Below are 14,210 nucleotides of genomic sequence, written 5' to 3' on the forward strand. Positions count from 1 at the left end.
ACGCCACTTTCGCAACAGGCCCTAGGGCAGGCGGATCAGATTGCCGTCGAGTTCCCTGAAGAAGCTGCCGCAGCCGTGACCCTCGACCTCGCCCTTCTTCAACCAGTGTTTCGAGAAGTGGTGGATGGCCTCGGCGGTGGTCTCCCAGACGAGGGAGTGGCCCGAACCCTCGAAGCAGAACATCAGCTTCTTCGTTCCCGCGATGGCCTTGTAGAGGGCCGGCACGGAGAAGTTCAGGTTGTCGGGCATCGGCGTCGGGCTGTTGGCCGTCCGGTCGTTCTGTCCGTAGAGGATGAGCACGGGTACGCGACCACCGAGCACGTACTTGTCCTTGTGCATGAGCGGCACGGTGTGGTTGTTCCAGCCCCACCAGTAGGTGTTCCGGTAGCGCAGCACTCCTTCGGGCTCGCCGCCGTTCACCCTGGGGCCCCACTTGCTGCCCTCGTGGTCGTCCTGCATGCAGGCTTCCCACGCCAGCTCGTCGATGCCGGGCTCCCACAGGGCGGCGGGGCCGCTCAGGGCGGCCTTGAACCCCGTCTTGCTGGTGACGTGCATCGGGAAACCGGGCATGGGCAGCTGCGCGGCCTCGGCCGGACGTCCGAAGGGTTCGTCGACCTGCTCCGACCAGCGCCCCTTCGGCGGGAACATCGGGGCGAGCAGGAAGAGGCTCTTGACGTCGTTGGGGTACTGGAGCGCGTAGGGGCCCATCACGAACGCGGCCGCGGACCAGCCCACGAAGTGGATCGGCTTGTCCGCGCCGGGGAGGTCCCTGATGAAGTCGACGACCGTCTTCACCTCCGCCCATTCGCTCTCCGAGTTACCCAGCTGGAAGGCGTACGGGGGCGGGGGAGTGCACGGCTCCGTCAGAGGGTTGGGGACGAGCGCCTGCGCCTGCTGGGTGGGGTTGGTGTTGCACGCCACGTCCATCATCGGGCGAGGCGACCGCCCGGAGCCCTGCAGGTCCATGATGAAGACGTCGAAGCCGGCCTTCGCCAGTTCCTGTGCCCAGCTGTACCGGATCGGGTTCTCGCCGGGCACCGGTGCGAGGTCGAAGCCCGGGAGCGCCGGGACACTCCTGCCGTGCAGCATCAGCACCGGCTCGCGGTCGTGCCCCTGCGTGGCCCTGTACTCGCGGACGGGCAGTTCCACCTCGATGCCCTCGTTCGCCGGGATCTTCGAAGTGTGCGTCACCCTGTGCTCTTCGAGCTGGTACGAGGTCATGCTCTTCTCCTGACGCTCGAAAGGTGTCAAGTGATGTGAAAGCCACCCCTTTCCACCGTCCTCCCCCTCCTCACCCCCAGCAACCGGAGTCCCACACGAGGTAGTTGACCCCTCAAGGGCAAACCCCGACGCCCTTGAACGCGAAACAGGTGTGGCCCGAGCCGGAAAGGCTCGGGCCACACCTGTCAGTGCTGGAGCGGAGCGTCAGGGCAGCTGAGCCGCCCGCGCCTCGCGGCGGTTGTCGCGGAAGTTGTTCACCCGGCGTGCCGTGGCGAACAACGGGATCACCGCGCCCATGACGAGCTGCAGGGCGCAGCCGGTCTGGAGGAGGAGCTGGCCGCCGGGGGCGTCGAAGGCCCAGGCCATCAGCAGGCCCATCGACAGGACGATCCAGGAGAGCATCGCGCCCGCGAGGGGACCCCGAGGCTTCGGGTACTCGACCCGGCTCACCATCAGCCATGCCGTGCCGATGATCGCCAGGAGCGTCGCCACGAAGGGCAGCTCGAGGAGCACGATCGACACGACGGTCAGCGCGCCGAACGGCGACGGCATGCCCTGGAAGGTGCCGTCCTTGACCGTCACACAGGAGAATCTCGCGAGCCTCAGCACCACGGCCAGCAGCACGACGATCGCGCCCACCGCCGCCACGCGCTGGTGCGCGTCGTCCGCGACCATGCCGTAGACGAGGACGAAGTACGCGGGCGCGAGGCCGAAGCTGATCAGGTCGGAGAGGTTGTCCAGCTCCGCGCCCATCGGCGAGGAGCGGAGCTTGCGCGCCACCAGCCCGTCGAACAGGTCGAAGATCGCCGCGCACAGCATCAGGATCACGGCGGTGGCCGCGCTGTGGCGGGCCATGCCCGACTCCTGGCTGCCGGTGAGGTGCGGGATCAGAATGCCCGTGGTGGTGAAGTACACCGCCATGAAGCCGCACGTGGCGTTGCCCAGGGTGAGGGTGTCCGCTATCGACAGCCGGAGCGACAGCGGCATCTCCTCCGCGTCGTCCTCCACCTCGTCGACTTCGGGCACCCAGGACCCGGTCTGGCCGGGCTGGGTCTCCGGATCAGTCACGGTCAATGCGAGTCACCCCAGCCACAGTCTTCTGACCCACCTCGACGTCGATTTCCACACCCTCGGGCAGGTAGATGTCGACGCGCGAGCCGAAGCGGATCAGCCCGATCCGGTCACCCTGCTCGACCTTGGTGCCCTCGGGGATGTACGGGACGATACGGCGAGCCACGGCGCCGGCGATCTGGATCATCTCGATGTCACCGAGTTCGGTGTCGAAGTGCCAGACGACGCGCTCGTTGTTCTCGCTCTCCTTGTTGAACGCCGGTACGAACCCACCCGGGATGTGCTCGACCGACGTCACCGTGCCGGAGAGCGGCGCCCGGTTGACGTGAACATTGAGCGGGCTCATGAAGATCGCGACGCGGGTACGGCCGTCCTTCCACGGCATGATGCTCTGCACCACTCCGTCGGCGGGCGAGATGACCCGGCCCTGGGCGATCTCACGCTCGGGGTCGCGGAAGAACCACAGCATGCCCGCCGCCAGCGCGGTGGCGGGTACGGCCACGGCCCGAGCGGCACCGGAGCGGCGCGAACGGGCGAGGCTGAGTGCTGCGGTGGCGACGGTCGGGAGAAGCCACGGCGATGCTCCGCGCGCGAGGCGGACCCGGCCGCGAGGTGCAGAGGTTTGGCTGTGGGGCATGGATGACCTTCGTAGCGGATGATGCCGCGCGGTGACTGGGGACGGCGGCTTTCCGGGGATCGTACCGGTCGCGGACCGCAACTGGGCAAGCCAGGAAGCCGAGTCGACGACCGAAGAGTGCTGACGGGGTGTGATCTTCTTCTCGAAGAAAACACCCCCAACCAGACAACCGACCCCGGGCCGGCCCTGTGCTAGCCCTGGAATCGATACTCTTCGAGCAGTCGACGACCGATGATCATTTTCTGGATTTCGGCGGTACCTTCACCGATCAGCAGCATCGGTGCCTCACGGTAGAGGCGCTCGATCTCGTACTCCTTGGAGAAGCCGTAGCCGCCGTGGATCCGGAAAGCGTCCTCGACGACTTCTTTGCAGTATTCGGAGGCGAGGTACTTCGCCATCCCTGCTTCGAGGTCGTTTCGTTCTCCCGAGTCCTTTTTGCGAGCCGCGTTCACCATCATCGCATGCGCGGCCTCGACCTTGGTAGCCATCTCGGCCAGCTTGAACTGGATCGCCTGGTGCTGGGCGATCTGCTTGCCGAAAGTATGGCGCTGCTGGGCGTACCGGACCCCGAGTTCGAATGCACGCTGAGCGACTCCACAGCCACGTGCGGCCACATTCACCCGGCCGACCTCGACGCCGTCCATCATTTGGTAAAACCCTCGGCCGGTGGTGCCGCCCAGTACACGATTGGCCGGAATGCGCAGTCCGTCCATGATGAGCTCGGTCGTGTCGACGCCCTTGTAGCCCATCTTGTCGATCTTCCCGGGAATGGTGAGGCCGGGGCGGACCTCTCCGAAACCGGACTCCTTCTCGATCAAGAAGGTCGTCATCGACTTGTGGGGCGCCGTGCCCTCGGGGTGTCCTTCGTCACTTCGGACGAGTACGGCGACGAGTGTTGACGTTCCGCCGTTCGTCAGCCACATCTTCTGACCGTTCAGGACGTACTCGTCGCCGTCCTTGACCGCCTTGGACGTGATCGCCGACACATCGGAACCGAGCGCCGGCTCCGACATCGAGAACGCGCCCCGGATCTCACCGAGCGCCATCTTCGGCAGGAAGTAGTCCTTCTGCTCCTGCGTGCCGTGCTGCTTCAGCATGTACGCCACGATGAAGTGCGTGTTGATGATCCCGGACACGGACATCCAGCCCCGGGCGATCTCCTCCACGCACAGCGCGTACGTCAGGAGGGACTCGCCCAGACCGCCGTACTCCTCGGGGATCATCAGGCCGAAGAGGCCCAGTTCCTTGAGCCCGTCGACGATCTGCTGCGGGTACTCGTCGCGGTGCTCCAGTTCGGTCGCGACCGGGATGATCTCCTTGTCCACGAAATCGCGGACGGTGGACAGGATCTCCTGCTGGATGTCGGTCAGACCGGCGGTCTGGGCGAGTCGGGCCATGGCTACTTCTCCGTGTTCTTTTCCGCAGGTGCGGTCAGCTCCGGGCGGCCGGGCTGTTCGCCGCCGCGCTCCTTGATGTAGGTCTCGGTCGGCACCATGACCTTGCGGCGGAACACGCACACCAGAGTGCCGTCCTGCTTGTAGCCCTTGGTCTCGACATGGACGATGCCGCGGTCGTTCTTCGACTTCGACGGCCACTTGTCCAGCACGGTCGTCTCGCCGTAGATCGTGTCGCCGTGGAAGGTCGGCGCCACGTGCTTCAGCGACTCGATCTCCAGATTGGCGATCGCCTTGCCGGAGACGTCCGGGACGGACATGCCGAGCAGCAGCGAGTAGATGTAGTTCCCCACGACGACGTTCTTGCCGAAGTCGGTCGTCTTCTCCGCGTAGTTGCTGTCCATGTGGAGCGGGTGGTGGTTCATGGTGAGAAGACAGAAGAGATGGTCGTCGTACTCCGTGACCGTCTTCCCGGGCCAGTGCTTGTAGACCGCCCCGACCTCGAACTCCTCGTAGGTGCGTCCGAACTGCATCGCGCTCAGCCCTCCGGGATCTCGAACTTGGAGGTGCGCTGCATGCCGGCCGCGCGTCCCTTGCCGGAGATGACCAGCGCCATCTTGCGGCTGGCCTCGTCGATCATCTCGTCGCCGAGCATCGCCGAGCCCTTCTTGCCGCCGGCCTCGGACGTGCAGTAGTCGTACGCGTCCAGGATCAGCTCGGCGTGGTCGAAGTCCTCCTGCGAGGGCGAGAAGATCTCGTTGGACGCCTCGACCTGGCCCGGGTGCAGCACCCACTTGCCGTCGAAGCCGAGCGCGGCGGCCCGCTGGGCGACCTCGCGGTAGCCGTCGACGTTGCGGATCTGGAGGTAGGGGCCGTCGATCGCCTGGAGGTTGTTGGCGCGGGCGGCCATCAGGATCTTCATCAGGATGTAGTGGTAGGCGTCCGCCGGGTAGCCGGGCGGCTGCTCGCCCACGACCAGCGACTTCATGTTGATCGACGCCATGAAGTCGGCCGGGCCGAAGATGATCGTCTCCACGCGCGGGGAGGCCGTGGCGATCTCGTTGACGTTGTTCAGGCCCTGCGCGTTCTCGATCTGCGCCTCGATGCCGATCCTGCCGACCTCGAAGCCCATCGTCTTCTCGATCTGGGTGAGGAGGAGATCGAGGGCGACGACCTGCTGGGCCGTCTGCACCTTCGGCAGCATGATGCAGTCGAGGTTCTGCCCGGCGCCCTCGACGACGGTCACGACATCGCGGTACGTCCACTCGGTCGTCCAGTCGTTGACGCGCACGACCCGCGTCTTGCCGGTCCAGTCGCCCTCGTTGAGGAACTTGACGATGGTGTGCCGCGCCTCGGGCTTGGCGAGCGGGGCGCAGGCGTCCTCCAGGTCGAGGAAGACCTGGTCCGCCGGGAGGCCCTGCGCCTTCTCCAGGAAGCGGGGGTTGCTTCCGGGGACCGCGAGGCAGGAGCGTCGCGGACGCAGACGGTTGACGGGCGTGGTCATGCGGGGACCTCCAGGGGGTCGAGCTTGTTCGCTTTGCGGATCTCGTCGACGATACGGCCGATGATCCCGGTGATGTCGAAGTCCTTCGGGGTGAAGACGGCGGCCACTCCGGCGGCCCTGAGCTGCGCGGCGTCCGCGTTCGGGATGATCCCGCCGGCGATCACCGGGATGTCGCCTGCGCCGGCCTCACGCAGCCGGTCCAGCACATCGGGGACGAGCTGGGCGTGCGAGCCGGACAGGATGGAGAGCCCGACCGCGTGCACGTCCTCGGCGAGGGCCGCGTCCACGATCTGCTCCGGGGTGAGCCGGATGCCCTGGTAGACCACCTCGAAGCCCGCGTCCCGGGCCCGCACGGCGATCTGTTCGGCCCCGTTGGAGTGCCCGTCCAGGCCCGGCTTGCCGACCAGGAAGCGCAGCTTGCCGACGTTCAGGTCCTTCGCCGTCAGGTCCACCTTCCGGCGGACCTCCGACATGGCCGAGCCCTCCTCGGCGGAGACGGCCACCGGCGCCGACGACACCCCGGTCGGCGCCCGGAACTCCCCGAACACCTCACGGAGGGCCCCGGCCCACTCGCCGGTCGTGACCCCGGCACGGGCGCACTCCAGGGTGGCCTCCATGAGGTTGTCGGTGCCCTTCGCGGCCTCCTTCAGCCGCTCCAGCGCCTTGCACGGGCGCGGGTGGTTGAAGGGCGGCTGGTAGCGCGTGTCGCGCCAGTTCCGCAGGGACTTGATCACCCGGGCCTCGACCGCCGGGTCGACGGTCTGGATCGCCGCGTCCAGGTCGGCGGTCAGCGGGTTCGGCTCCGTCGACTCGAAGATGTTGACGCCGATGATCTTCTCCTGGCCGGACTCGATGCGCGCCCGGCGCTCGGCGTGCGAGGAGACCAGCTGCGACTTGAGGTAGCCGGACTCGACGGCGGCCATCGCGCCGCCCATCTCCTGGATCCGGTCGATCTCGGCGAAGGACTCCTCGACCAGCTGGGCCACCTTCGCCTCGATGACGTGCGAGCCCTCGAAGATGTCCTCGTACTCCAGCAGATCGCTCTCGTGCGCCAGCACCTGCTGGATCCGCAGCGACCACTGCTGGTCCCACGGCCGGGGCAGGCCAAGCGCCTCGTTCCAGGCCGGCAGCTGGACGGCACGCGCGCGTGCGTCCTTGGAGAGGGTCACGGCCAGCATCTCCAGGACGATCCGCTGGACGTTGTTCTCCGGCTGCGCCTCGGTCAGCCCGAGGGAGTTGACCTGGACGCCGTACCGGAAACGCCGCTGCTTGGGGTTCTCGATGCCGTACCGCTCGCGGGTGATCCGGTCCCAGATGCGGCCGAACGCCCGCATCTTGCACATCTCCTCGATGAAGCGGACGCCCGCGTTCACGAAGAAGGAGATACGGGCGACGACATCACCCATGCGTTCCTGCGGCACCTGACCGGAGTCCCGCACGGCGTCGAGCACCGCGATCGCCGTGGACATCGCGTACGCGATCTCCTGGACCGGTGTGGCGCCCGCCTCCTGCAGGTGGTAGCTGCAGATGTTGATCGGGTTCCACTTCGGTATGTGGGAGACCGTGTACGCGATCATGTCCGTCGTCAGCCGGAGCGAGGGTCCCGGCGGGAACACATGGGTGCCCCGCGACAGGTACTCCTTGACGATGTCGTTCTGCGTCGTCCCCTGGAGCTGGGTGATGTCCACACCCTGCTCCTCGGCGACGACCTGGTAGAGCGCCAGCAGCCACATGGCGGTGGCGTTGATGGTCATCGAGGTGTTCATCTGGTCCAGGGGGATGTCCTGGAACAGCCTGCGCATGTCACCGAGATGGGCCACCGGGACGCCGACCCGGCCGACCTCGCCGCGGGCGAGGATGTGGTCGGAGTCGTAGCCGGTCTGGGTCGGCAGGTCGAACGCGACCGACAGACCCGTCTGTCCCTTGGCGAGGTTGCGCCGGTACAGCTCGTTGGACGCCTCTGCCGTGGAGTGACCGGCGTACGTCCGCATGAGCCACGGCCGGTCCTTCTGACGCTCACTCATCTCTGGACCTCAGATGTTCCGGAAGCGGTTGATGGCGTCGATGTGCTGGGCGCGCTTCTCGTGGTCGCGCACGCCGAGGCCCTCCTCGGGGGCCAGCGCGAGGACGCCGACCTTGCCCTGGTGGAGGTTGCGGTGCACGTCGTACGCGGCCTGCCCGGTCTCCTCCAGGGAGTAGACCTTCGACAGCGTCGGGTGGATCTTGCCCTTGGCGATGAGCCGGTTCGCCTCCCAGGCCTCGCGGTAGTTCGCGAAGTGGGAGCCGATGATCCGCTTCAGTGACATCCACAGGTAGCGGTTGTCGTACTCGTGGTTGTAGCCCGAGGTCGAGGCGCAGGTGACGATCGTGCCGCCCTTGCGGGTGACGTAGACCGAGGCGCCGAAGGTCTCGCGGCCGGGGTGCTCGAAGACGATGTCGACGTCCTCGCCGCCGGTCAGCTCACGGATGCGCTTGCCGAAGCGCTTCCACTCCTTCGGGTCCTGGTTGTGCTCGTCCTTCCAGAACTTGTAGTCCTCGGCGGTGCGGTCGATGATCGCCTCGGCGCCCATGGCCCGGCAGATGCCGGCCTTCTGCTCGCTGGAGACGACACAGATCGGGTTGGCGCCGCCGGCGAGGGCGAACTGCGTGGCGTACGAGCCGAGGCCGCCGCTGGCGCCCCAGATCAGCACGTTGTCGCCCTGCTTCATACCGGCGCCGTTGCGGGAGACCAGCTGCCGGTACGCGGTGGAGTTCACCAGGCCCGGAGCGGCGGCCTCCTCCCAGCTGAGGTGGTCCGGCTTCGGCATCAGCTGGTTGGACTTGACGAGCGCGATCTCGGCGAGGCCGCCGAAGTTGGTCTCGAAGCCCCAGATCCGCTGCTCGGGGTCGAGCATCGTGTCGTTGTGGCCGTCGGACGACTCCAGCTCCACGCTCAGGCAGTGCGCGACGACCTCGTCACCGGGCCGCCAGGCGTTGACGCCGGGGCCGGTGCGCAGGACGACACCCGCGAGGTCGGAGCCGATGATGTGGTACGGCAGGTCGTGGCGCTTGGTCAGCTCGGAGAGCTTTCCGTAGCGCTCCAGGAAGCCGAAGGTGGACAGCGGCTCGAAGATCGAGGTCCACACGGAGTTGTAGTTGACCGAGGAGGCCATGACGGCCACCAGGGCCTCGCCCGGGCCGAGTTCCGGGAGCGGAACGTCGTCGAGGTGGATCGACTTACGGGGGTCCTTGTCGCGGGTGGTGAGCCCCGCGAACATCTCCGTCTCGTCCTTGTGCACGGTGATCGCGCGGTACGACTCGGGGAGCGGCAGAGCGGCGAAGTCGGCGGAAGTGGACTCCGGCGACTGGATCGCGTCCAGGATTTCCTTCACGGTGGTGCCTCCGGCGACGAGCGTCCTGAGGGAGGACGCTGCTGAGGGTTACGTCGGGTGCTGCTGAGCTGGGTGCGTGATGCCGTCGGTTCGGCGGAGGTGGTGCTTTCGGCGGCGCTTTGTGGCGCGGAAGGGTGCCTGTGACGCAGGCGTCCGGGCGGGCAGGCACTTGGCTTGCTGGGACAGCCGACGTACGTGAGATCTCTGCACGCCGGCCGCCCGGACTCCTTCAACGTATGGCACGCCGTGTCACCCCGCAAGGCACCGAGTGCCAGAAAGTTCGCTCAGGTGAAATCTTTACGTAACACCTGAGCGATGATCGATCAGACGGAGGTCGAAAAGGGCCTCTGACATGCCAAAACGGCCACCCGGTGGGGTGGCCGTTCTCACAGTTACCGATGAGTAGATCGAGGTTTCGGGCAGTTCCTCAGCGGTCCCGGAGTGCCTCTTCGATGGTCCGCATGACCTCGTCGAGGGGGGCGTCGGTGCGGGCGACCGTCACCAGCACCTCGCCGTGGGCGGAGGCCGTCGCGGCGGCCGGCTCGGGCGCCAGGGTGCGGCCCGCGCCGATGCCGGTGCCGAAGGTCCTGCGGACGATGGCGAAGGCGTGGTCGAGCTGGGTCTCGACATCGCCCTGCCCACCGGATCTGAGCCACCGCCGCAGCACGTGGTTGTGCGCGGTGACGACCGCCGACGCGGCCACCTCGGCGAGCAGCGGGTCGTCGTTGCCGTCGTCGTGGTGGGCGTGCTCGTCGAAGTGGCCCAGCAGATAGCGGGTGAACAGGCGCTCGTAGCGGGCCACGGAGGCGATCTCCGCCTCCCGCAGGGTGGGGACCTCACGGGTCAATTTGTAGCGGGCGACCGAGATCTCCGGCCGGGCCGCGTACATCTTCATGACTTCCTTGATGCCGCGGCACACCGTGTCGAGCGGGTGCTCGTGCTGGGGTGCCGCGTTGAGCACCGCCTCCGCGCGGATCAGGGTGTCGTCGTGGTCCGGGAAGATCGCCTCTTCCTTGGAGCGGAAGTGGCGGAAGAAGGTACGGCGGGCGACCCCGGCCGCCGCCGCGATCTCGTCGACGGTGGTCGCCTCGTACCCCTTGGTCGAGAACAGCTCCATGGCCGCGGCCGCCAGTTCCCGGCGCATCTTGAGGCGTTGGGCGGCGGCACGGCTTCCCGCGGCGCTCTCCGGAGCGTCGGGCGCAGCTGGTGTACGTGAGGACTTGGCGGGCTGGGACATGCCCCGAACGTACTGCATCCGTGCAGGAGAGCGCGCGTGCCCGGGCATCCCCCCGCCCTGCCCGGAGGGGGGAGAGGCCAGGTGGGCGGACGGCGAAGCGGGGGACGGGCCGGTCGCGGGGTCGGCGGAGCGGGCGGACGGGGAACGGCTGCCCGGCCCGAGCAGCCCGCCCCAGTCCGTGCCCGCCGCCGACCGGTCCGTCGGGCCGGCGTCCACCGTCGACCGGCCCGCCCGGGCCGGCTCCGGCGGGGATCCCGGGCCCGGCGTTGCCCCCGGGCCCGAGGCCGTGCCGAGCGCGTCGTCCGCCCGCTCAGCGCTTGGCATATTCGCGGAAGCCACGGCCGGTCTTGCGGCCGAGGCAGCCCGCGGCCACCAGGTGCTCGAGGAGCGGCGCCGGGGCGAGGCCCGGGTCGCGGAACTCGCGGTGCAGGACCTTCTCGATGGCCAGGGAGACATCGAGACCGACCACGTCCAGCAGTTCGAACGGGCCCATCGGGTAGCCGCCGCCCAGCTTCATGGCCGCGTCGATGTCGTCCAGCGTCGCGTAGTGCTCCTGGACCATCTTGATCGCGTTGTTGAGGTACGGGAACAGCAGCGCGTTCACGATGAATCCGGCCCGGTCGCCGCAGTCCACCGGGTGCTTGCGGACCTTCGCGCACAGCTCACGGACCGTGGCGTGGACGTCGTCGGCGGTCAGGACCGTACGGACCACCTCGACCAGCTTCATCGCCGGCGCCGGGTTGAAGAAGTGCATCCCGATGACGTCCTGCGGGCGCGAGGTGGCGCGGGCGCAGGCGACGACGGGCAGCGAGGAGGTGGTGGTGGCGAGGATCGCGCCCGGCTTGCAGACCTTGTCGAAGGTCGCGAACAGCTGCCGCTTGACCTCCAGGTCCTCGGCCACGGCCTCCAGCGCCAGATCGACGTCCGCGAACGCGTCGTACGAGCCCGCCGGGGTGATCCGGTCCAGGGTCTCGGCGGCGGCCTCGACCGTCATCCGCCCCTTGTCGACGGACCGCGCGAGCGACTTGCCGATGCGGGCCTTCGCCGCCTGCGCCTTCTCCTCGCTGCGGGCGGCCAGCACGACCTCGTACCCGGCCTTCGCGAACACCTCGGCGATCCCGGACGCCATGGTCCCCGAGCCCGCGACACCCACCGAGCGCACGGTCCGGCCCGGGGTCGTGGCGACCCCGTCCAGCGGCGTCAGCGCGTCCGGCACGACGGTGGCGGAACCGGGGGCCTCGTAGGAGTAGAAGCCGCGCCCCGACTTACGGCCCGTCAGGCCCGCCTCGCTGAGCTGCCTGAGGATGGGCGCCGGTGCGTGCAGCCGGTCGTGGGAGGCCGCGTACATGGCCTCCAGGACCGTCCGCGCGGTGTCGATGCCGATCAGGTCCAGCAGCGCCAGCGGGCCCATCGGCAGCCCGCAGCCGAGCCGCATCGCCGCGTCGATGTCCTCGCGGGAGGCGTACTTGGCCTCGTACATCGCGGCGGCCTGGTTGAGGTAGCCGAACAGCAGCCCGTCGGCGACGAAACCGGGCCGGTCGCCGACCGCGACGGGCTCCTTGCCCAGATCGAGGGCGAGATCCGTGACCCGGGCGACGGCCTGCGGCGCGGTGAGCACCGAGGAGACGACCTCGACCAGCTTCATCGCGGGCGCCGGGTTGAAGAAGTGCAGCCCGAGCACCCGCTCGGGACGCGCCGACTCGGCGGCCAGCCGGGTCACCGACAGGGCGTTGGTGCCGGTGGCGAGAACCGCGTCCGGACGCACGATCGCGTCCAGCTCGCGGAAGACCTGCTGCTTGATCTCGTACGACTCCGGGACGACCTCGATCACCAGGTCGGCGTCGGCCGCGGCCTGGAGGTCGGTGAAGGTGCGGAACCGGGCGAGGACGTCGCCGCGCTCCCGCTCGGTGATCCGCCCACGGGTCACGGCCCGCTCGGTCGCGGCCTCCAGCGAGGCGGCGGCACGGGCGCCGGCGGCCTCGCTGATGTCGATGCCGATGACCTCACGGCCGGCCCGGGCCAGCACTTCGGCGATACCGGTGCCCATGGTGCCGAGGCCGATCACGGCGATCGTCTTGAACGGGGACTGCGGGGACAGCGACGAGTCGGAAAGGGGAGTGGCCATCGCGGGACTCCAGGAGGTGGTGACGACTGAGGGAAGCGCCGCGGGTACGCGAAGAGCGCGCAACCGGCGCGTGGCGTGCGGGTGTTGGTGAAGCCGGGCTGATGAAGAACGCACACGCCCGGTGCCGCCGCCGAGGGCGTGCACACGCCCAGGGGGAACGGCTGAACCGACCGGCCCTGTCCCGAGGCCGAGCCGTACTGGTACTCCAGGTACCGAACCGACTGTGCTCACCACGGCTGCGTCACCAAACCGTTGTGAGCGAATGCGAGAGGGTATCTCGCTCGTCTGAGCTTAACCGGTGGGTAACGAGCGCGCCAGCCCTCGTGTTTGTGATGTACGTCCCCCGAACGGGCCCGCGCCCGTACGCTCGGTGTATGGACGAGGAGTTGCGATCACTCACGGAGCGTGTGCGGAGCGAGTCGGGGGGCGCGGCGGGATACGACCGGCTCGTCACGACCGAGTCCACGGACGAACTGGCGGGGGTGCTCGTCGAGCCGGGACAGCCGTTGTGGGCGCGGGAGTTGGCCGCGTTCCGGCTGGGGGTCGCGGGGGACCGCCGGGCCTTCGAGTCCCTCGTCCTGCTCCTCAACCACCGGGACCCTCCGCGCTGTGCCTCCGCCGCGTACGCGCTGTCCCGGCTCGGTGACCCGCGCACGGCCCGGGCGGCGGCGGCCCTCGCCACGAACGAACTCCGCGTCGCCTATGCCCTGCACCCCGTACGCCTGCTCGTCGAACTCCGCGCACCCGAGGCCGTGCCCGCGCTGATCACCACCCTCCAGCGCCGGCTGCGACCGCACGACCCCTACCGCCGGGTGGCCCTCGCGTGCGTGGACGGGCTGGGGGCTCTGGGGGACGCCCGGGCCAGGACCGTCCTCAACGAGGCGCTGGCCCACCCGACGCTCGCGGAGGCGGCGGTGCGGGCGCTGGCGCGGATCCCGAAGCGGCGTTGAAGTCCGCGGGCCGGTGTGTGCGGGCCGGTGTGTGCGGCTGGTCGCGCAGTTCCCGCGCCCCTCAGAGGCGTCGTGCGTACCGCGTCTCGGGTACCTCGACCCCGTCGATCACGAAGGGCTCCTCGGCGCCGTCCGCGGTGAACCCGTGCCGTTCGTAGAAGCGGCGGGCCCGGGTGTTCTCCCGCAGCACCCACAGGAGCATGCGGCCGTGGCCGGTGGTCGCGCAGTTCTCGGTACAGGCCTTCAGCAGCGCGCCGCCGACCCCGCCGCCGAAGTCGTCAGGTCGTACATACAGTGCGTACAACTCGGCGTCGTCCGTGCGGACATCCCCGTCCCGATAGGGCCCGTACGCCGCCCAGCCGACGACCTCCCCGGCCCGCTCGGCGATCAGGTTGACCACGGGGCTGTCCGGCTTCGAGAGCATCACACGCCGCTTCTCGGCGTCCTCCTCCACATCCATCGCATCGAGGTACGACTGCGGAACGAGCCCGGCGTACGCGGCCCGCCAGCCGCCGACGCGGATCTCGGCGACGGGGCGGCAGTCGGCGGGGGTCATCTCGCGTATGCGGAGGTCGTGGAGGGTGTCGTTCATGGCGGCACACTAAACGGGACGGTGGGATGTTCAGGTTCCGGGCCTGGTGCATCTGCACACCGGCAAGGTGCGCGAGCTGTACCAGAACGAGGCGGGCGACCTCGTGAT

The 14,210-nt window shown here is 68.6% G+C and carries 12 protein-coding genes; 1 reads left to right on the top strand and 11 read right to left on the bottom strand.

The window, feature by feature from the left end:
* Positions 1-21: 21 nt before the first annotated feature.
* From ABT147_RS20010 to ABT147_RS20055, 10 genes are all read right to left on the bottom strand, one after another.
* Positions 22-1,221: an alpha/beta hydrolase gene (locus ABT147_RS20010; protein ID WP_351407816.1), complete on the bottom strand. Its 1,200-nt coding sequence runs from the start codon at positions 1,219-1,221 to the stop codon at positions 22-24.
* 204 nt (positions 1,222-1,425) lie between these two features.
* The gene (gene pssA, locus ABT147_RS20015; RefSeq protein WP_351407868.1) at positions 1,426-2,247 is read right to left on the bottom strand and encodes a CDP-diacylglycerol--serine O-phosphatidyltransferase; all 822 of its coding nucleotides are present in this window, start codon (positions 2,245-2,247) and stop codon (positions 1,426-1,428) included.
* A 34-nt stretch (positions 2,248-2,281) separates the two neighbouring features.
* Complete coding sequence (locus tag ABT147_RS20020) at positions 2,282-2,929, bottom strand: phosphatidylserine decarboxylase (RefSeq protein WP_078935522.1); 648 nt, start codon at positions 2,927-2,929, stop codon at positions 2,282-2,284.
* A 191-nt stretch (positions 2,930-3,120) separates the two neighbouring features.
* On the bottom strand, positions 3,121-4,326 hold the full coding sequence (locus ABT147_RS20025) for an acyl-CoA dehydrogenase family protein (protein ID WP_351407819.1): 1,206 nt from the start codon (positions 4,324-4,326) through the stop codon (positions 3,121-3,123).
* 2 nt (positions 4,327-4,328) lie between these two features.
* Entirely contained in the window at positions 4,329-4,856 is a 528-nt protein-coding gene (locus tag ABT147_RS20030; RefSeq protein WP_351407821.1) for a MaoC family dehydratase, read from the bottom strand.
* Between the two features lie 5 nt (positions 4,857-4,861).
* On the bottom strand, positions 4,862-5,827 hold the full coding sequence (locus ABT147_RS20035; RefSeq protein ID WP_351407824.1) for an HpcH/HpaI aldolase/citrate lyase family protein: 966 nt from the start codon (positions 5,825-5,827) through the stop codon (positions 4,862-4,864).
* The gene (locus tag ABT147_RS20040) at positions 5,824-7,851 is read right to left on the bottom strand and encodes an ethylmalonyl-CoA mutase (protein WP_351407826.1); all 2,028 of its coding nucleotides are present in this window, start codon (positions 7,849-7,851) and stop codon (positions 5,824-5,826) included. The genes ABT147_RS20035 and ABT147_RS20040 overlap by 4 nt, the downstream gene beginning before the upstream one ends.
* A 9-nt stretch (positions 7,852-7,860) precedes the next feature.
* Positions 7,861-9,198, bottom strand: a complete 1,338-nt coding sequence (ccrA, locus tag ABT147_RS20045; RefSeq protein WP_351407828.1) for a crotonyl-CoA carboxylase/reductase — start codon at positions 9,196-9,198, stop codon at positions 7,861-7,863.
* A 427-nt stretch (positions 9,199-9,625) separates the two neighbouring features.
* Complete coding sequence (locus tag ABT147_RS20050; protein WP_351407830.1) at positions 9,626-10,453, bottom strand: TetR family transcriptional regulator; 828 nt, start codon at positions 10,451-10,453, stop codon at positions 9,626-9,628.
* A gap of 292 nt (positions 10,454-10,745) precedes the next feature.
* A complete protein-coding gene (locus ABT147_RS20055; RefSeq protein ID WP_351407832.1) occupies positions 10,746-12,560 on the bottom strand; it encodes a 3-hydroxyacyl-CoA dehydrogenase family protein in 1,815 nt (604 codons plus the stop codon).
* A 374-nt stretch (positions 12,561-12,934) separates the two neighbouring features.
* Between ABT147_RS20055 and ABT147_RS20060 the strand changes: the two genes are divergently transcribed.
* Positions 12,935-13,510 (top strand): adenylosuccinate lyase, encoded by a 576-nt coding sequence (locus tag ABT147_RS20060; RefSeq protein ID WP_351407835.1) that lies wholly within the window; start codon positions 12,935-12,937, stop codon positions 13,508-13,510.
* A gap of 61 nt (positions 13,511-13,571) precedes the next feature.
* On the opposite strand, the gene ABT147_RS20065 is transcribed toward ABT147_RS20060, so the two are convergent.
* Positions 13,572-14,102, bottom strand: coding sequence for a GNAT family N-acetyltransferase (locus ABT147_RS20065; protein WP_351407837.1), 531 nt, complete (start codon positions 14,100-14,102; stop codon positions 13,572-13,574).
* Between the last annotated feature and the right edge of the window lie 108 nt (positions 14,103-14,210).

The sequence above is a fragment of the Streptomyces sp. NPDC001868 genome, assembly GCF_040297125.1.
GTDB lineage: Bacteria > Actinomycetota > Actinomycetes > Streptomycetales > Streptomycetaceae > Streptomyces.

What these genes read in the sequence shown, in the direction of transcription:
- ABT147_RS20025 (WP_351407819.1), bottom strand. Translation starts at nt 4,326, where the DNA reads ATGGCCCGACTCGCCCAGACCGCCGGTCTGACCGACATCCAGCAGGAG.
- ABT147_RS20020 (WP_078935522.1), bottom strand. Translation starts at nt 2,929, where the DNA reads ATGCCCCACAGCCAAACCTCTGCACCTCGCGGCCGGGTCCGCCTCGCG.
- ABT147_RS20010 (WP_351407816.1), bottom strand. Translation starts at nt 1,221, where the DNA reads ATGACCTCGTACCAGCTCGAAGAGCACAGGGTGACGCACACTTCGAAG.
- ABT147_RS20065 (WP_351407837.1), bottom strand. Translation starts at nt 14,102, where the DNA reads ATGAACGACACCCTCCACGACCTCCGCATACGCGAGATGACCCCCGCC.
- ABT147_RS20050 (WP_351407830.1), bottom strand. Translation starts at nt 10,453, where the DNA reads ATGCAGTACGTTCGGGGCATGTCCCAGCCCGCCAAGTCCTCACGTACA.
- ABT147_RS20030 (WP_351407821.1), bottom strand. Translation starts at nt 4,856, where the DNA reads ATGCAGTTCGGACGCACCTACGAGGAGTTCGAGGTCGGGGCGGTCTAC.
- ABT147_RS20040 (WP_351407826.1), bottom strand. Translation starts at nt 7,851, where the DNA reads ATGAGTGAGCGTCAGAAGGACCGGCCGTGGCTCATGCGGACGTACGCC.
- ABT147_RS20035 (WP_351407824.1), bottom strand. Translation starts at nt 5,827, where the DNA reads ATGACCACGCCCGTCAACCGTCTGCGTCCGCGACGCTCCTGCCTCGCG.
- ABT147_RS20055 (WP_351407832.1), bottom strand. Translation starts at nt 12,560, where the DNA reads ATGGCCACTCCCCTTTCCGACTCGTCGCTGTCCCCGCAGTCCCCGTTC.
- ABT147_RS20060 (WP_351407835.1), top strand. Translation starts at nt 12,935, where the DNA reads ATGGACGAGGAGTTGCGATCACTCACGGAGCGTGTGCGGAGCGAGTCG.